Genomic DNA, 16,403 nt, shown 5'->3' with positions numbered 1-16,403 from the left:
GCTGGTGCAACGCCAGCCACACCACCACACCCACCCAACAGAAAACACCCCCACACCCACCACCAAGATCAACAAAACTCAACCCGGTGGATCCAGGTCGGATTCCCTCATGGTTCCCTTCACGGACTTTCGGCGTCAGTGGCGAACCGGTTGCTTTGGTGAGGTTTCGGATCGGCCGCCCCGGATCGGCCGCCCCGAATCTGTCCGGTTGAACCCGTCTGGCCAGGTCAAAGCCGCAGCCGCACCAGAGCCGCCGGACCAGGACAGTCAGCCGCCGGAAGCAGCCCGGCTGCCAGAAGCAACCCAGCCGCCGGCCGTCAAGCAGGTGTCACGCGGTCAACCTTCCCCACGAGTAGTCCTGTTTTGCCAGCTTCAGATACACGAACAGCTCCGTCGACACCACTCCCGTGATGGGGCGTACCTCGTCGCCCAGTACGGACAGCAGGTGGTCGTCGTCGCGGCACAGGACTTCTGCCAGCAGGTCGAAGCGGCCTGAGCAGAGGACCACCTGGTGTACGTCGGCGACTTTGGCGAGTTGCTGGGCCACGTCGCGGGCGTCGCCGTCCACCGTGATGCCCACCATTGCCCGTCGGGTCAGGTCGACGTGTTCTGGGGCCGTCACGGCGACTATCTGCACCATTTCCTCTCGCAACAGCCGCTGCACCCGTTGCCGGACCGCGCCTTCCGAAAGGCCCACCGCTTTGGCCAGTGCGGTGAACGACGCGCGGCCGTCCTCCTGCAGCAGCGTGATGAGCGTTCGGTCGGTGGTGTCCAGCGCTCTTGGTGCGCGCGGTTCCTCGACCTTCGTACGGTTTTCGTCACCCATGCCGTCCCTCCCTGTGTTTCGGCATGCGATTCGTCAGACGCGCAGCGTATCGGCCAAAGCCGGGGAGCAGGAGACCCATTCCCGGATTCTTCGCCGGACGGCACAGGATGTGCGCTGGGGCGCCGTAACGCGCGCGGTCGGGCAACCGGCGCGCCAGGCCTGTCAGCAGCGGCGAAGCAGGTCTTCCTCCGTTTCGCGGCGGACGAGAAGGGTGGCGTGCCCGTCGCGGACACCGACGAGCGGCGGGCGGCCGACGAGGTTGTAGTTCGACGCCAGCGAGTGGTGGTATGCACCAGTGCATGGGACGGCGAGCAGATCGCCGACGTGGATGTCGTCGGGTAGACACACATCCGCCAGTACATCGCCGGACTCGCAGTGGCGGCCGACAACCGTCATCGGTGTGCGCGCGGCTTTCGTGCGGCGGCCGACGAGGCGCGCGGTGTAGCGAGCGCCGTACAGCGCGGGGCGCGGGTTGTCGCTCATGCCGCCGTCGACAGCGACGAAGGTGCGCGCGCCGCGCTTGACGGCGCAGACGCGGTACACGGTGATCCCCGCCGGTCCGACAATCGCGCGGCCGGGCTCGATCGTCAGGTGTGGCAAGGGGAAGTCGCGCGACGAGCATTCGTACGCCAGCGCGACGCGCAACCGTCGTGCGTACCCGTCCAGGTCGAACGACGCTTCGCGGTCGACGTACGGCACAGCGTGACCGCCACCGAGGTCTAGATCGCGCAACGTGACGCCGTATTGATCGCGTACGCGCACGAGGACTTCGACCATCCGGCGTGCAGCTTCCTCATAGCGGTCTACGCGCGACACCTGTGAGCCGATATGACAGTGCAGCCCCGTGAGTTCCAGGCTCGGCTGTGCGAGTACCGCGGCAACGGCGCGGTCCACGTTGTCGCGTACGTCGGCGCGCAACGAGAAGCCGAACTTCTGCCCTTCTGTACCCGTTGTGATCGCGGCGTGCGTGTCACCGTTGACGCCGGGCGTAACGCGGATAAGGACGCGTTGTGACCCGAGGGCACCGAGCTGTTCGATCTCGTCGAGGGAATCGAGGACGATGCGTCCGACGCCGTACTGCAGTGCCGCCTTAAGGTCTTCAGGCGTCTTCGCGTTGCCGTGCAGCAGGATGCGCTCCGCGGGGAACCCGACAGCGCGCGCGACGGCGATCTCTCCGGCGGAGCAGGTGTCCAGCGACATGCCCTCCTCAGCCATCCAGCGCAACACTGCTCGCGTACAGAGCGCCTTGCTCGCGAAGGCGACGTCGGCCTCTGGCAGCGCACGGCGGTACGCGCGGGCTGTTTCGCGGACCTGCGCCTCGTCGAGGAGGTAGGCGGGGGTACCGAAGCGGGCGGCCAGGTGGCTGACCGGCGCGTCGGCGAAGAGCAGTTCACCGTCTTCGCCGAGCGTTGTGCGGCGCGGCCACAGCCCCGGTTCCAGGTGGTCGGCGGCCTCGCAGCCGAGACTCGGGAGCAGCTCGCTGAGCGTCACGGTTACCTCCGGCGATGTCGATACGGACAATCGCCAGCACACTGCGCAGAACCGCACCCGGACACGGCGGAAACGACCCCCTGACGCTCCCGCCGTGCCTGCTGATGCGTCCTTAACGCGCGAGTAACCCCCGCCACACGCCACACGTGGGCAGGCCACACGTGGGCTGGGCGCACGCGGGCACGCCACACGCGGGCTGGGCACATGTGGGCAGGCCACACGCGGACTGGCCACCCGCGGACTGGCCACACGCGGACTGGCCACACGCGAGCAGGCCGCACGAACGCAGGGCGTACGCAGGCAGGCCACACCCGAGCAGGGCGCCCGTCCTGGAATCCGGGTCAGGCGTCCCGAAGGGCATCCAGGGCGAACCCCGCATACAGCGCGACCCCGGCCGCCATCGCCGGTTCGTGGAACACCACGCGGTTCGAATGGTTGTCCGGAGTTTCGGCCGGGTCGAACTCCGGCGGCCGGGCGCCGATGAACGCGAACGCGCCCGGAACTCGTTGCAGCACATACGAAAAGTCCTCGGCCCCCATGATCGGGGTCGTCGCCTCCTCGACGTTCTCCGTGCCCAGGATCGCGGCACCCAGCGCCAGCACCTCCGCGGCCACCGCCGGGTCGTTGACGGTCGGCGGGTAGCCCGGGTCCACACCCGCCAGTACGCGGCAGCCGTGTGCCGCGCCGACGGCCTCGCACACCTTCGGCAGTTCCTCGCGGACGAAGGCGCGCGTGGACTCCGACAGCGTGCGAATGGTCCCCTCGAGCACGGCCGTCTCGGGGATGATGTTCGTGGTGGTCCCAGCCGCAATGCGGGTGACCGAAATGACCGCGGGATCGAAGACGTCGATCCGGCGCGTGACCATCGTCTGCAGCGCGCCGACCATCGCCGCCGCGGCGGGGACGGGGTCGATTGCGTCGTGCGGGGCCGAGCCGTGGCCGCCGCGGCCGATCACCTCGACGCTGAACGTGTCCGCCGACGCCATCATCGGCCCGCCGCGCAGCTGCAGCACGCCACTCGGGCTGTTGGCGATCGTGTGCAGGCCGAACGCCCGCGTGACGCGCGTGCCCGCGACATCCAGCACGCCCTCGTGGATCATGTGCCGCGCGCCGTGGAAGCCCTCCTCGCCCGGCTGGAACATGAACACCACCGACCCGGCGAGCTCGTCCACCCGCGCGGACAGCAGCCGGGCCGCGGAGGCGAGCATCGCGACGTGCGTGTCGTGGCCGCAGGCGTGCATCGAGCCCTCGACCTCGGACGCGAAGTCCAGCCCGGTGTCCTCGTCGAGCGGCAGCGCGTCCATGTCGCCGCGCAGCAGCACGGCCGGGCCGGGGCGGGCGCCGCGCAGGACGCCGGTGAGCGACGTCGTCGCGCGGCCGTCGGTGAGTTCGATCGGCAGATCGGCCAGCGCGGCGCGGATGGCGGCCTGTGTCCGTGGCAGCTGCAGCCCCTGCTCGGGGTACCGGTGCACGGCGCGGCGGAGCTCGACGGTGCGGTCCTGCAGCTTCCGCGCTTCCTCGAGCAGCCCGGCGTGGCGGTTGCCGGGCAGGGTGGGCAGGTCGGTGGGTCCGGTCATGGCTCGATAGTGGCACCCCGGAGCGTTCCGGCACACCGTGCGTGCGTTCGTCCCCTCGGCGGAATACGGTGTGCGCATGGCGGTGCAAGAGCCGGTCACGGGCTTCGCGGTGGCGGTGGTCCGTGAGGACGGTCGGTGGCGGTGCAGTGCGCTCGATCCCGCGGCGCTCACGGAATTGGATGCGGCGATCACCGAGCTGGGGAAACTCCGGTCGACCGGGGCGGCCTTCGGCCTGCTGGCGGTGGACGACGAGTTCTTCGTGATCGTCCGGCCCAGCCCGAGGGGACCGTCGCTGCTGCTGTCGGACGCCGCGGCAGCGCTCGACTACGACATCGCGGCCGACGTCCTCGACGTGCTGCGCGTCGATCCCCCTGACGAGGACGACGACGCGGTCTGGCCCGAAGGTGACCTGGACATCCTGGCCGATGTCGGCCTGCCCGGCGCGGAGCTGGAGGTGATCGTCGGCGAGGTCGACCTGTACCCCGACGAGCAGCTCCAGATGATCGCGCAGCGGTGCGGGTTCGAAGCCGAGTTCTCGAAGCTGCTGGATCAGCTCTGAGACGCCCGGACGACACCGAGGCAGTGCGGGCCGCACTCGACGCGGCCCGCGCCCCGGGCGCCGACGTGCCCATCGGCGCAGTCGTCTTCGATCCCGACGGACACCCGCTCGCCGCGGCCCGCAACGCGCGGGTCGAGCTGGCCGACCCGACCGCGCACGCGGAGATACTGGCGTTGCGCGCAGCGGCCCGCGAATTCGGCGACGGATGGCGGCTGGAAGGCTGCACGCTCGCGGTCACGCTGGAGCCGTGCACGATGTGCGCGGGCGCGCTGGTGCTTGCCCGCGTGGCACGGCTGGTGTTCGGCGCGTGGGAACCCAAGACCGGCGCGGTGTCGTCGCTGTGGGACGTCGTCCGCGACCGCAGGCTCAACCACCGTCCGGAGGTCCACGGCGGGGTGCTGGCCCCGGAATGCGCGAGCCTGCTCGAGGCCTACTTCGCCGACCGCCGACCGCTGGGGGATCAGCCCCCGCGCTGATCGCGGGCGAGGGTCCGGTATTGTTCTCGGCGGTGGCGTGTCCGAGCGGCCGAAGGAGCACGACTCGAAATCGTGTGACGGTTGATCCCGTCCGTGGGTTCAAATCCCACCGCCACCGCTCGCGAGTGGGCGAGGTGTGTCGACGGAGAGCGTCGACCCGCCTCGCTCGCCGTGTTTCCGGGGGTGCAACCCCCGGACCCCGCCCGGGGGCGAGCCCCCGGAACCCCCAGCGCTGGGTCACGCTGGTATTCCTCGTGGGGAGGACTGGACCATTAGGCGTCTAGGACTGGGGTGCCGAAGGGGTCCAGGAAAGTCGTTGCCTCACCGATCGTTGCGACGCCTCGGGCGACGGCTTCGGTGATGGTGGCGCAGGCTTCGCGGACCTTTACTTCGGCGGAGCGGTCGCCCGATAACAGTGCGTCGGCTGCTCGGGACGCGGCTTCGGCGATCGACACCACCTGAGCGGCGGTTTGGTCGGCTAGCCGGTCGAGGAGTTCGGCCAGATCGAGGCCTACCGCGGCGGTGCGGGCGGCGGCTTCGGCGGCTTGGCGGTAGTGGACGTCCAGTTCGTCGGCGCGGGTACGGAACTGCGCGGCCGGTTCGCCGCCCCACTTGCGTTCCGCGCGGTGTGCCCCGCGTTCGAACTCCAGCCGGGCCATCACGAGCACGTCCCGTCCGCTCGACAGCATGCGTGCCGATTCGCGGATTGCCTGCGGGGAACAGTCGATCCGGCGCAACGCGTCGACCGGGTCGGGCGCGCCTGCTCCGGCGGCTGCGGCCCGCAACGGGGCCAGCGCGGCGGCCGCCTTTTCCAGCGCCGGGTGGAGGAACGGCATCAACTGAGCAGCGCCGTCGCGACCGTCGGGCGGTGCGGGTTGTGCGCGGCCATCCGCAGATGCCCGGCGAGGTCGGACGTCGCATCCCCGAGTACCCGCGCGTCGACGTCCCGCGCGGCGAGCGCGGCTTCCCAGCGCGCGGCGATTTCCCGCGCCGGTGCGGAAATCCCCCACGGCGTCGATTCGAGGCGGGCGTCGGAGAACCGGCCTGCCGCCTGGTCTGCGTCGGCGGCGGCCCGGTCGAGCGAGTCCGCGGCGGCACGCAGCCGCTCGCTCGTGGAACCTGCCATCGGGACCTCCGCTTCCGGGAAGGCGCCGGCCCGGAGCCCGTCACCTTCTGCCAAGAGATCTAACCCCATCGGGCAAGCCAGGTCACTCGGCCGGGCGTGCGAAGGTTCCACATCGTGGGGGCCCTTGACCGTGGGGTCCTGGCACCGCCATCATCGACTTCATGGCAGAGATCCGGGAAGTGCCGCAAGCCGGCCGCGTCCCGGCGCGGACGGATGGTGAGGGCGTGGCCGCCCTCCTGAGGCGTCGCGGTCGTCTCGGCTCCCCTCCCGCGTAGGCGTTTTCCGCTGAACCGAGCCGAATTCACCTGCTTTTCTCCGGGAGTACCGCCATGTCTGTAGACCTGCCTGCCCGTTTGCGCCCGGCCACCACGCCGGACCACGGAATCGTCGAGGGACCGCGCGTCCTGCTGTCCGGCGACAACCGTCCCTACGAACTTTTCACCCTCCGCCCGCTCGGCCGCGTGATCGGGGCCGAACTCGCCGGGGTCGACCTCGGCGCGCCGGTGTCCCCGCGGCTGCGCGCCGAGCTGAGCCGCGCGCTGCTGGAGTGGAAGGTGCTTTTCTTCCGCGACCAGCACATCACGGCCGAGCAGCAGCGCGCCTTCGCCGCCAACTGGGGTGAGCTGGAGACCAACCCGTTCATCGAGCAAGGTGACTCCGACCGCGTCGTGCGGTTCAGCCGTACCGCGGGGATGCCCGGGTACGAAAACATCTGGCACACCGACGTCACCTGGCGGCCGAACCCGGCGCTGGGTTCGGTGCTGCGGCTCGTCGAGGTCCCGCCCGTCGGCGGCGACACGATGTGGGCGGACATGGCTGCGGCGTACGACAATCTGCCCGCCGACGTCCGCGTGCGCATCGACGGGCTCACCGCGGTACACGACTTCATCCCCGGTTTCGACCGGTTCACCGACCCGGACCTGCTGGCCCGCTGGCAGGACGCGTACCCGCCGGTCGAGCATCCCGTCGTCCGCACGCATCCGGAAACGGGACGCCGCACGCTGTTCGTGAATCAGGCGTTCACCACGCACATCGTGGGCATGGACCACGCGGAGAGCGACCGGCTGCTGCGGTACTTGTTCCTGCAGGCACACACCCCGGAGTTCCAGGTGCGGTTCCGGTGGCAGCGGAATTCGGTGGCGTTCTGGGACAATCGCGCGACCCAGCACTATGCGGTGAATGACTACCACCCGCACGTGCGGATCGCCGAACGCGTCGCGATCGTCGGCGATCGGCCGTACTGACCGCACAAGTGCTCGTGAGTGGCGAGGGGCTCCGCCTTCCTCCCCTGCCGCGCTCCCGGTCGCGGCAAAGCGGTGCCTGCCTCGCCACTCACGAGGCTTCCCCGGGGCAAAACCGTGGAGCCGCGGTCGCGGGTGAAGCGGGAACTCCCGCGCCCGCGGCTTCTTCCCGGGCGGTGGCACCTGCGCGCAAGCCGACCACGATCAACCCCCATGTGATCGTGTCGCCTCCCCCCGCGCGGTGCGACCTGTGAGCACCGGGGTCGGTCCGGACGTGGTCTGGGCCACATTCCCGTGCGCTCCTCGGTAAAGTACTCCCGCCGGGTACCGGCTGACCCCGGGCTTGAGCTGCATTTAAGGCAGATGGGCCGTCCGGGTGACGCCGGAGGGCGTGATGTCACTGCGAAGTCCCTCCACAGTCGCGATGCCATCACCAACAGTCACCTTGGTGCCTTGCCGGGCCGACAAATCCACCAGTCGCTCAAGCGCTTCGCTCGCGGCGGAACCGGTGAGCGGCAGGCATTCGTTGTCCTCGTTCCGGCGCACCGGCACCAGCTCGACCCACGGCCGCTCGCCGAGTACGCACCCGGCGAGCAGCCCGTCGCGGTACCGGCTGTGCATGGCGGGCCAGTCGAACACGAGGTTGCCGAGGCTGTAGAGGATCGGCCGGCCGCGATACACCTCCACCGCCTGCACGGTGTGCGGTCCGTGGCCCACCACGAGGTCGGCTCCGGCGTCGATGATCGCGTGCGCGTAAGCGATCTGGTACTCGGTCAGCTCGTCGCCGGGCAGGCCCCAATGCATGGAGACCACGACGTACCCGGCTGTCGCGCGGGCCTGCCGGACATCACTGACCAGCTGGTCCAGGTCGCCCGGGACCGGGGTCGTGTGCACGATCGGCGGGCGGCCGGGGGTGTCCAGCACGCGCGGGTCCGGTTGGTACGCCGTGTAGGCCGACGCCGTCGCGACGCCAGGCGAATCGGCGAGCGCTTCCTGTCCGACCGGCCAGCACAGCGAGGTGTAGGCGAGAAACGCGACGCGGCCGCCGGGCCGGTCGAGGACGGCCGGTGCGTGTGCTTCGCGGAAGTTCGCGCCTGCACCGCAATGCGCGATCCCGGCGCGATCGAGGACGGCGAGGCTCGCCATTGCGGCGGCTGGCGGGTAGGCGACGTTGTTCGCCATCGACACCACGTCGATCCGGGCCGCGGTCAGGGCGGTGACCATTTCCGGCGGCGAATGCCGCCAGTCCGGTTTGTGTGGGATGTCCACGCCGGTCGACCCGGACAGCGGGCCTTCGAGGTTCACGAACCGCACGTCGGCGCCGGTGAGCAGCGAGGTCAGCGGGGCGAGCGCCGATTCCGGGTTCGCGCGGCCCTGCAGGTTGACGTCTCCGCCGAGTACGAGCGTGATCATCTGTCAACCCGTCCAAAGGAGGAAAATCCCTCCAGCTCGTCACGAATCGTTGCCTTTTCGTCTTCCTCCGCTTCGTTTGTTCGGGGGACGATGCCTCGACCGTTGTCGTGCAGAGGGGACTCAGGGTGACCATATCCCGTCGTCCTGCCGGGGGCCGCAGCGCCGGTGGGGGAACGTTGACCAGAAAGGGTGCAGTGCCGGTAACCGTCGCTGCCCTCGTGCTCGGTGGCCTGGCCGGGCCTGCTTCGGCAGCGCCGAGTGCCGACGCGCTCATCGCCGAGGTGTACGGCGGTGGCGGCAACGCCAATGCCACGCTGACCAACGACTTCGTCGAGCTCGGCAACCGCGGGGGCTCGGCGGTCGCGCTCGACGGCTACAGCGTCCAGTACCTGCCTGCCTCCGCGGGCACGTCGAGCACCTGGCAGGTCACCAAACTGAGCGGGTCCGTAGCCGCCGGCGGCCGTTACCTGGTCGAGGAGGGCAAGGGCAACGGGGGAACGGTCGCCTTGCCGACGCCGGACGCGAGCGGGACCATCGCGCTGTCCGCAACCGCCGGTACGGTCGCGCTCGTCTCCGACACCGCGCCGCTGACCTGCAAGACCGCCGCCGACTGCGCGGCCGACTCGCGGGTCAAGGACCTCGTGGGCTTCGGCGCCGCCGTGGTGCGCGAGGGGCTCCCGGCCGCTTCGCCGGCCAACACGACGTCCGTCGCCCGCGGCGCCACGCTCGCCGACACCGACAACAACGACGCGGACTTCACCGTCGGCGCTCCGACGCCCACCAACACCAAGGGCGAGACCACCGGGTCCGAGCCCGGTGAGCCGCCGGTGTCGGCGAAGATCCACGAAATCCAAGGCACCACCAGGATTTCGCCGTTCAAGGACAAGAAGGTCGGCGACGTCACCGGGGTCGTCACCGCCTTGCGCAGCTTCGGCTCGGCGCGCGGGTTCTGGCTCACCGACCCGAATCCGGACAGCGACCCGCGGACCAGCGAGGGCCTGTTCGTGTTCACCGGATCCACCACGCCTGCCGTCGCGGTCGGCGATGCGGTCACCGCACAGGGCACGGTGAAGGAGTACTACCCGGATGCTCCGGCGACGTCGAACTACCAGTCGCTCACGGAACTGACGAGTGCACAGTGGACAGTCGGGTCGCACGGAAACCCGTTGCCCAGCCCAGCAGCGTTGAACCAGGTGCCCGACGCGCTGGCCCCCAACACGGGCGGCAACATCGAGCCGTTGCCGCTGGAGCCGTCGAAATACTCGCTCGACTTCTGGGAGTCCCACGAGAGCGAGATCGTCCAGATTTCCGATGCGCGGGTGGTCGGCCCCAGCAACAAATTCGGTGAGCTTTATGTGACCACCAAGCCGCAGCAGAATCCGACGCCGCGCGGTGGGACGGTGTACCTCGGTTACGACAAGATCAATACCGGGGTGCTGAAGGTCCAGTCGATCATTCCCGGCCAATTCCCGAAGGCCAATACGGGTGACGTGCTCACCGGCGTCACTTCCGGGCCGGTCGAGTACAGCAATTTCGGCGGCTACACCCTTCTCGCGTCGCAGCTCGGAGCGACGAAGGACAACCAGCTGCAGAAGGAAACCACGCGACGCCAGCGTCCGGGTGAGCTTTCGGTGGCGACGTACAATGTCGAAAACCTCGCACCGTCCGATTCGGACACCAAGTATTCACAGCTGGCACACGGCATTGTGGACAATCTCGCTACGCCGGATGTCGTTACCCTGGAAGAAATCCAGGACAACAGCGGGGCCAAGGACGACGGCGTAGTCGATGCAGATGCGACGCTCCGGAAGTTCACTGACGCCATTGTCGCGGCGGGTGGTCCCCGTTATGAATGGCGGCAGATCGACCCGGTGAACGACAAGGACGGTGGACAACCCGGTGGCAACATCCGGGTCGGCTTCCTCTTCAACCCGGCGCGAGTGTCCTTTGTGGATCATCCGGGTGGCAGCCCGACGGCGGCCGTCGGCGTGGTCACCGATCATGGGAAGACGCATCTCACCCAGTCGCCCGGGCGGATCGACCCGGGGAACGAGGCGTGGACCGACAGCCGTAAGCCGCTGGCGGGCGAGTTCGTTTTCCGTGGTCGTACCGTGTTCGTGATCGCGAACCACTTCAACTCCAAGGGTGGCGACCAGCCGACGCACGGCCGGTACCAGCCGCCGACCCGCAGCTCCGAGGTCCAGCGGTTGAAGCAGGCGACTGTGCTGCAGGGCTTTGTGTCGCAGCTGGCCGCCGCGAAGGCCAATGTGGTGGTTGCCGGAGACCTGAACGACTACCAGTTCTCGCTGGCCTTGGCGAAGCTCACGTCGGGCGGGCTACTGAAGGACTTGATCGCGACGCTGCCGCCGGAGGAGCGGTACAGCTACGTTTTCGAGGGGCAGTCGCAGGTGCTCGACCACATCCTGACGTCGGCCGCCCCGCGCGGCGTGGACTACGACGTAGTGCACGTCAACGCGGAGTTCGCCGACCAGGCCAGCGACCACGACCCGCAGGTGCTGCGAATGCGCCCCTCGGCCGGAAACCCTTTGCAGGACACGATTTACGACCTGCTGGACCAGCTGGACCGGCTACTTGGCCGCACGGCTTAGCGTTTCGCCCGCCAGCCCAGTCCCAGTACGGCCTGTACCAGCTCCTGGTAGCTCGGCTTGACCTCTTCCAGGTAGCGGTCCAGGTACTGCGGCCGGGCGGTGGGCACCGGCTCGGGATCGTCGAGGGCCTCGACGAACGCGAGCCGGGAAACGTTGTGCAGGGCCATTTTCCACCAGCGGCCGGCGCGTTCGCGGGCCTTCTCCTCGCGCTCCTGCGCGGTGGCGACGGCAGCGTGCGCGTCGGCCAGCTGGCGTTCGATCTCTTCGCCCCTGGCGAGTTCCCACGCCCGCAGATTGTCCGCCGAACCGCGGGCGAGGCCCACGATTTCCTTGTACCGCATAGCGGGACTGGCGAGTTCCCCGGTCACGGCGTACCTCCGAGTGGCGGATCGGTTTCCGGGCGCTGGAACGGAATGATGACCTCCGGCGCCCCGTGCGTGGTGCGGTCGAAGAACAACGCACGGCCGGGCCGGGGCGACCAATGCACGACCTGGCCCGCGGCGAACGGGGCCAGTTCGTTGCCCTGCACGTCCAGCGCGGCCCAGGTGCCGATGTCGTCGGTGCCGCCGAAGCCGAGCGTGTCCTTCAGCCGCGCGATGCTGCGCCACCAGCCGATGGTGTGGATACCATGTGCAGGCCCGTTTTTGAGCAGCGTGCGCAGGTGATCGAGGCCGCTCTTGGGCTGTCCGACGGCTTTTGCCTCCAGGGAAGGCAACGCGGCGTCCACTCCGTACAGCAGCAGAATCCGTGGGGACATCGATTCGGCAATCGACGTGAGCGCGGCAGGCAGGTCGTCGGTGAGCGTTGCGGCATGGCCTTCTGCCTCCAGCCGCTCCTTCAGCTCCAGCACCGCGGGCGCGCACGATTCGATCGGGCAGCTGAGCAGGAACTCGGCCTCGCCGGGTTCGAGCTGCCGGGCAAGCGATCGCGCGGATGAGTCCATAATGGACAACGCCTCGGCCGTAGCGCCGCCTAGCACCGCGACATTCCGCCCGGGTGCCCGAGGGAGCTCGACGCCACAGGCCGCCTCGGTGACGTCGATCGACTGGCCCAGCAGCGCCCGCGGGCGGGAACTCGGCTTGAGCTCGGTGTAGGCCGGGAATTGTTCCAGCACCGGCGAATGCGCGCCGTCGAAAAGGCGCGGCCGGGGGAACCGTCCGGAGTAGAGCTCCCACAACTGCCGCTGTAGATCGACGAATACGTTACGGCTGCTGGCATCCGGTACGTGTGCGAGCTGATTTCCGTGTGCCACGCCGGAATCGTGGTTGATCACCGCATGCCACTTGGGTGCGGACACCGCCGCGTTGTTCGTTTCCGCCAGCACCCGGCGCGCCTTCGGCATCGCAATCCGCAGCGTGCACTGCTCGAATACCGCCGGTTTACCCCAGAATGCCTCGATCCCGGCGACGTCCTGGCTCGCCAGCACGAGGTGGATCCCCTGCGAACGCCCGCGGCGCGCGATGTCTTCGAGCAGTTGCGTGGCCTGCGCGGTGACCTGGTCGCGGCCCGCGAAGAGGTACTGGAACTCGTCGATCACCGCGACGATCCGCGGCCAATGTCCGCCCGGATCCTGTTCCCGCAGGTCAGCGAGGTTGGTGACCTCGTGCTCCTTGGCCGCGGCGGACCGGCGGCGCAGCTCGTCGGCGAGATACCGCAGCAGCGCCAGCCCGAACTCGCGGTCGGTGTTCACGTTGACGCCGACCAGTTTCGCGTGCGGCAGCCAGCTGGAATCCTTGCGGCCGGGGGCAAGCCCGGCGAACGACACGCCTTCCTTGAAGTCCAACAGGTACAACGCCAGCTCGTCCGGCGTGTACCGCGCGGCGAGGCTGCCCAGCAGCGCGTAGAGGAAGTTCGTCTTGCCCGACCCGCTGGGCCCGCCGATGAGCGCGTGCGGGCTCGCGTCGCCGATCACCACTTCCACGGCTTCGCCCTCGTGGAACCCGATCGGCGCGCGCAGTTCCCGGGCTGAGCTTTCCTGCCCGACCTCGGTGGGCATCAGGTCGCCGAACGACCGCGGGCCACCCTGTTTGGCGATGAGCGCTTCGGCGATCCGCCCCGCCGCGCGAATGACCTGCCCCGACGGCAACGGCGGATCGAGGTCCACGGCCAGGTCGCTGCCGGTCATACTGCTGACCGCACGGCGTTCGTCGAGGAGGCTGAGCGTTTCGATCGACGCGCTCACCGCGGTGGGGACGTCCACCAGGATCAGGCAGATTCCCGCCGCGAGCGCGCCGCTGGCCACGCGCTTGAGGTCGCGGGCGCGTTCGGCGTCGAGGGTTTCGCCGTTGCCGTACAGCACCGCGATGCGGTACGGCTCGAGCCGCTGTCCGGTGGCTTTTCGCAGTTCCCGCAACGAAGTGTGTCCGGCCTGCATCCCGGTGGCGTGGATGCGGCGGATGTGCCCGGCGAGCTCGTCGAGGAGGTCTTCGAGCCGGGTCGGGTCGTACAGCGACAGCGCGCTGGTGCGGCTGAGCGGGTACAGGTCGGGCAGGATCGCGGTGAGCTGCCCGATGTCCCAGAGGTGGATTTTCACCGCGCCCGGTTCGAACGCCGACAGCACGCGCATCAGCAGGCCCTGCACGATCGCGTCGACCACCGGCCGCGTTTTCGGCGCCGACGTGATGGCCAGGTGCGATTCGTCGAGCAGCGGGACGGCGACGTCGAACGTGCGGGAGATGTCGCGTCTGGCCGCGGTCGCCGAACCGACCCGCCACAGCTCCGGCGCGGTGATGCCGGGGTGGGTGCCGACCCGGCCGAGCCATTCGCTCGGCGGCCGCCCGGCCGGTCCCGGCGCGTGCGCGGCGACGAGGTCGCGCAGCGAGCCGGGGCCGGCACTCCAGTCGGTGTAGAAGGCGTTGCGGGTACCGCCGAGCGCGGCGAACACCTCGTGCGCGGCCGGATGCCGGGCCCACTCCGCCTGTTGCTCCGCGTCGGCCTGGTTCATGCCGACGCGGACGATTTCCTGTTCCAGGGTCAGCCGCGACACCTCGGCCTCGGCCATCTCGCGCGCGCCGGCGGCGGCGCCGAGGACGAGCCCGATCTGGTGGCGGACCCGGTCGAGCGCGGTCTGCACGCGGTTGCGTTGCTCGGCTGACTTGCTGGCCATCTCGTTCCTACAGGCGTGACTGGTATCCGCCAACCAGGTCGTCGGCGGCGGATAGGCGGGTGAGGAGGTGGTCCAGTGCCTCGTCGGCCTGCGCCAGCTGCTGCGGGAGCCACGGGTCGGCCTTGGCCTGTGCGTCGACGAGCGCGCGCCGGGCGTCGCCGAGCAGAGCCTTGGCCCGCTCGGCGTGCGCCCGCCCGTCGCCGACCCCTGCCCGCGCGGCAGTGAGCAGCTGGTGGATTTCGGCGAGTCCCGGCATCGAGGTTACAGCCGGGCCGAGTAGGAGTCGGCCGACGAGATCCCGGCCTGGATCGTGCTCTGCATGCCGCTGATCCCTTGCAGTGCCTCGGCGAGCAGGCCGTGTGCCTGATTCACCTCGTGCTGGCTGCTGCCCTGGGTTGCCTGGTTCAGCGACAGCTGGGCTTCCTCGAGTGCTTGCGCCGCCTGCTGCAATGCGGCGATGCTCGCGGACGCCTTCTCGTTCGCGAGCGCGATACCAGCGCGGATCTCTTCCACTCCGGCCATGGGGGCGGACTCCTCGGTGCGTCATGGGCTGGAACGACCACATACAAACTTAGCGTGATCAGGTGTCTTCGGTAAGTAAGGGAGAACGGGAGAATCGACAAAGCCCCGGACGCGGTCGGGCATCCGGGGCCTTCTCTTGCGCGGGCCGCACGGGTGCGCGAAGCCGGTCCCGACCCGCGTCCCAGCCTGCTGACCTGCGGGTTTCTCGGCTGCGCGCGGTCGCCCGCGCCCAGGTCAAAACGGTATTCGTGACACCGAAAAACCTCTCCGAGGGGGTACGAACAAGTCTTCGGCGAAGCCTAGCGGGTAGGACCGTTCGGCCGATCCCAGCCCCCGTTCCGGTTGCACACAGCGACGATCGACCCGGTCAGCGCGCTCCGGCGGGGTTCGGGTCGTCACCCAGGTAGGTGCCATAGCCCTCGACGACGAGCGGACCGTCGAAGAGCAGGACCTCGTTCACGAGCCCGCCCTTCTGGTTGCGGTAGTTGATCACGAGCGCATCGACGCCGACGTAGGTCCCGACGACCTCGAACCGCAGATCGGGGATCAGCTGCAGTCCTTTCTCCCAGTACGCCCGCAGCGCGGCCTTGCCCCGCAGCACGCCGTCACTGCCGTCGAGCACCCGCGCGGCAACCGGCGACCGGAAGGTGACGTCGTCGGCGAAGTGCGCCAGCAAGGTGCCCAGATCGTGGGCGTTCCACGCCCGCACCCACTCGTTGGTGAAGTCCTGTGCCACTTTGAGGTCCATCTTCGAATTCTGCCAGCGTCCACAGGGTGGGACGGGCTAGTCGGCCGCGCGCCCGCGCAGGGTGCCCGCCGGGAGGGAGACCTCGCGCTCGACGGTGTCCCAGGCGAGGGAATCGACGTCGCCGTAACGCTTTCCCGGGCGCATGTACGCCTGCACCAGGAGGCCGTCGAGGAGCACAAGGATCCGGTACGCGCTCAGCTCGGGGTCGGGCACCGTGAAGGCCTCGGCGGCGTGGCCCCGTTCGAGCAGCTCACGCAGGTACTGCAGCCCGGCGATCATCCGGTTGTCCACTTCCACGGCGAGCTTCGGCCGCCGGGGCGCGGCTGCCCAGGCACCCATCCAGATCCGGGCCGACGTCTGGTCGCCCGCGAGGTGGTAGGCGACGTACGCGCAGAGCGCCGGGAGCGGCGGTAACGGGTCGACCGTGCGGCGGAGCCGGGTGTGCTCGGCCGCGGTGAACTCGGCGAATGCGGCTGCGATCAGCTCGTCCATGGTGGCGAAGTAGTGGTGCACGAGGCCCGGCGCGACGTCCAGTTCGGCCGCGACGTCTCGCGACGTGATCCGGTCGAGCCCGACCGGATCGGCCAGCCGCAGCGCGGCCGCGACGATTTCCTGCCGCCGCTCCTCCGGCTTGCGACGTGTCGGCATCTGGGCAGCTTATTGGTCTTTCGGCCAACAATCCAGCGTTGCCGGTTCCTGGTGGTCTCTC

16 protein-coding genes and 1 tRNA gene are annotated in these 16,403 nt (G+C 69.3%); 5 read left to right on the top strand and 12 right to left on the bottom strand.

Annotation, left to right across the window (positions count from 1 at the left end; genetic code table 11):
- Positions 1–328: 328 nt before the first annotated feature.
- The 3 genes from OO71_RS28785 to OO71_RS28775 all read right to left on the bottom strand — a co-directional run bounded on the left by OO71_RS28785 (position 329) and on the right by OO71_RS28775 (position 3,894).
- The gene (locus OO71_RS28785) at positions 329–826 is read right to left on the bottom strand and encodes an Lrp/AsnC family transcriptional regulator (protein WP_033293040.1); all 498 of its coding nucleotides are present in this window, start codon (positions 824–826) and stop codon (positions 329–331) included.
- A 162-nt stretch (positions 827–988) separates the two neighbouring features.
- Positions 989–2,317, bottom strand: a complete 1,329-nt coding sequence (gene lysA / locus OO71_RS28780; protein ID WP_033293039.1) for a diaminopimelate decarboxylase — start codon at positions 2,315–2,317, stop codon at positions 989–991.
- 341 nt (positions 2,318–2,658) lie between these two features.
- A complete protein-coding gene (locus OO71_RS28775) occupies positions 2,659–3,894 on the bottom strand; it encodes a M20 metallopeptidase family protein (protein WP_033293038.1) in 1,236 nt (411 codons plus the stop codon).
- Between the two features lie 76 nt (positions 3,895–3,970).
- Here OO71_RS28775 and OO71_RS28770 point away from each other — a divergent pair, with 76 nt between their 5' ends.
- From OO71_RS28770 to OO71_RS28760, 3 genes are all read left to right on the top strand, one after another.
- The gene (locus OO71_RS28770) at positions 3,971–4,453 is read left to right on the top strand and encodes a tRNA adenosine deaminase-associated protein (RefSeq protein WP_033293081.1); all 483 of its coding nucleotides are present in this window, start codon (positions 3,971–3,973) and stop codon (positions 4,451–4,453) included.
- A gap of 23 nt (positions 4,454–4,476) precedes the next feature.
- Positions 4,477–4,929 carry a nucleoside deaminase gene (locus OO71_RS28765; RefSeq protein ID WP_033293037.1) on the top strand — a complete coding sequence of 151 codons (453 nt, stop codon included), beginning with the start codon at positions 4,477–4,479 and terminating at the stop codon, positions 4,927–4,929.
- Positions 4,930–4,960: 31 nt separating this feature from the next.
- Positions 4,961–5,047: transfer RNA gene (locus OO71_RS28760), tRNA-Ser, on the top strand.
- A gap of 154 nt (positions 5,048–5,201) precedes the next feature.
- Here the strand turns inward: OO71_RS28760 and OO71_RS28755 are convergent.
- Entirely contained in the window at positions 5,202–5,765 is a 564-nt protein-coding gene (locus OO71_RS28755) for a hypothetical protein (protein WP_033293036.1), read from the bottom strand.
- Positions 5,765–6,055 carry a hypothetical protein gene (locus OO71_RS28750; protein ID WP_033293035.1) on the bottom strand — a complete coding sequence of 97 codons (291 nt, stop codon included), beginning with the start codon at positions 6,053–6,055 and terminating at the stop codon, positions 5,765–5,767. Before OO71_RS28750 ends, OO71_RS28755 begins: the two co-directional genes overlap by 1 nt.
- Positions 6,056–6,384: 329 nt before the next feature.
- Here OO71_RS28750 and OO71_RS28745 point away from each other — a divergent pair, with 329 nt between their 5' ends.
- Positions 6,385–7,299 carry a TauD/TfdA dioxygenase family protein gene (locus tag OO71_RS28745; protein WP_033293034.1) on the top strand — a complete coding sequence of 305 codons (915 nt, stop codon included), beginning with the start codon at positions 6,385–6,387 and terminating at the stop codon, positions 7,297–7,299.
- 351 nt (positions 7,300–7,650) lie between these two features.
- Here OO71_RS28745 and OO71_RS28740 read toward each other — a convergent pair whose 3' ends face one another.
- Entirely contained in the window at positions 7,651–8,709 is a 1,059-nt protein-coding gene (locus OO71_RS28740) for a CapA family protein (RefSeq protein ID WP_051792408.1), read from the bottom strand.
- Between the two features lie 194 nt (positions 8,710–8,903).
- Between OO71_RS28740 and OO71_RS28735 the strand changes: the two genes are divergently transcribed.
- Entirely contained in the window at positions 8,904–11,318 is a 2,415-nt protein-coding gene (locus OO71_RS28735; protein ID WP_211260623.1) for an endonuclease/exonuclease/phosphatase family protein, read from the top strand.
- Here OO71_RS28735 and OO71_RS28730 read toward each other — a convergent pair.
- The 6 genes from OO71_RS28730 to OO71_RS28705 all read right to left on the bottom strand — a co-directional run bounded on the left by OO71_RS28730 (position 11,315) and on the right by OO71_RS28705 (position 16,342).
- Positions 11,315–11,659 carry a hypothetical protein gene (locus OO71_RS28730; RefSeq protein ID WP_033293032.1) on the bottom strand — a complete coding sequence of 115 codons (345 nt, stop codon included), beginning with the start codon at positions 11,657–11,659 and terminating at the stop codon, positions 11,315–11,317. The two genes, OO71_RS28735 and OO71_RS28730, sit on opposite strands and share 4 nt — an antisense overlap.
- A gap of 23 nt (positions 11,660–11,682) precedes the next feature.
- Positions 11,683–14,424 (bottom strand): FtsK/SpoIIIE domain-containing protein, encoded by a 2,742-nt coding sequence (locus OO71_RS28725; RefSeq protein ID WP_033293031.1) that lies wholly within the window; start codon positions 14,422–14,424, stop codon positions 11,683–11,685.
- Between the two features lie 7 nt (positions 14,425–14,431).
- Positions 14,432–14,680 carry a hypothetical protein gene (locus tag OO71_RS28720; protein ID WP_033293030.1) on the bottom strand — a complete coding sequence of 83 codons (249 nt, stop codon included), beginning with the start codon at positions 14,678–14,680 and terminating at the stop codon, positions 14,432–14,434.
- 5 nt (positions 14,681–14,685) lie between these two features.
- On the bottom strand, positions 14,686–14,946 hold the full coding sequence (locus tag OO71_RS28715; protein WP_033293029.1) for a hypothetical protein: 261 nt from the start codon (positions 14,944–14,946) through the stop codon (positions 14,686–14,688).
- Between the two features lie 367 nt (positions 14,947–15,313).
- Positions 15,314–15,694 (bottom strand): nuclear transport factor 2 family protein, encoded by a 381-nt coding sequence (locus tag OO71_RS28710; RefSeq protein ID WP_033293028.1) that lies wholly within the window; start codon positions 15,692–15,694, stop codon positions 15,314–15,316.
- A 36-nt stretch (positions 15,695–15,730) separates the two neighbouring features.
- Positions 15,731–16,342: a TetR/AcrR family transcriptional regulator gene (locus OO71_RS28705; RefSeq protein WP_033293027.1), complete on the bottom strand. Its 612-nt coding sequence runs from the start codon at positions 16,340–16,342 to the stop codon at positions 15,731–15,733.
- Positions 16,343–16,403: the final 61 nt, after the last annotated feature.

This window comes from Amycolatopsis jejuensis (genome assembly GCF_000717335.1).
GTDB lineage: Bacteria > Actinomycetota > Actinomycetes > Mycobacteriales > Pseudonocardiaceae > Amycolatopsis > Amycolatopsis jejuensis.
Note: the sequence above shows the minus strand (reverse complement) of the source record. Positions and strands in the feature narration are given on the sequence as shown.

Excerpts from the sequence above, each read along its gene's own strand:
- OO71_RS28715 (WP_033293029.1), bottom strand. The coding sequence starts at position 14,946 with ATGGCCGGAGTGGAAGAGATCCGCGCTGGTATCGCGCTCGCGAACGAG.
- OO71_RS28785 (WP_033293040.1), bottom strand. The coding sequence starts at position 826 with ATGGGTGACGAAAACCGTACGAAGGTCGAGGAACCGCGCGCACCAAGA.
- OO71_RS28745 (WP_033293034.1), top strand. The coding sequence starts at position 6,385 with ATGTCTGTAGACCTGCCTGCCCGTTTGCGCCCGGCCACCACGCCGGAC.
- OO71_RS28725 (WP_033293031.1), bottom strand. The coding sequence starts at position 14,424 with ATGGCCAGCAAGTCAGCCGAGCAACGCAACCGCGTGCAGACCGCGCTC.
- OO71_RS28720 (WP_033293030.1), bottom strand. The coding sequence starts at position 14,680 with ATGCCGGGACTCGCCGAAATCCACCAGCTGCTCACTGCCGCGCGGGCA.
- OO71_RS28755 (WP_033293036.1), bottom strand. The coding sequence starts at position 5,765 with ATGCCGTTCCTCCACCCGGCGCTGGAAAAGGCGGCCGCCGCGCTGGCC.
- OO71_RS28750 (WP_033293035.1), bottom strand. The coding sequence starts at position 6,055 with ATGGCAGGTTCCACGAGCGAGCGGCTGCGTGCCGCCGCGGACTCGCTC.
- OO71_RS28770 (WP_033293081.1), top strand. The coding sequence starts at position 3,971 with ATGGCGGTGCAAGAGCCGGTCACGGGCTTCGCGGTGGCGGTGGTCCGT.
- OO71_RS28705 (WP_033293027.1), bottom strand. The coding sequence starts at position 16,342 with ATGCCGACACGTCGCAAGCCGGAGGAGCGGCGGCAGGAAATCGTCGCG.
- OO71_RS28740 (WP_051792408.1), bottom strand. The coding sequence starts at position 8,709 with ATGATCACGCTCGTACTCGGCGGAGACGTCAACCTGCAGGGCCGCGCG.
- OO71_RS28730 (WP_033293032.1), bottom strand. The coding sequence starts at position 11,659 with ATGCGGTACAAGGAAATCGTGGGCCTCGCCCGCGGTTCGGCGGACAAT.
- OO71_RS28775 (WP_033293038.1), bottom strand. The coding sequence starts at position 3,894 with ATGACCGGACCCACCGACCTGCCCACCCTGCCCGGCAACCGCCACGCC.
- OO71_RS28710 (WP_033293028.1), bottom strand. The coding sequence starts at position 15,694 with ATGGACCTCAAAGTGGCACAGGACTTCACCAACGAGTGGGTGCGGGCG.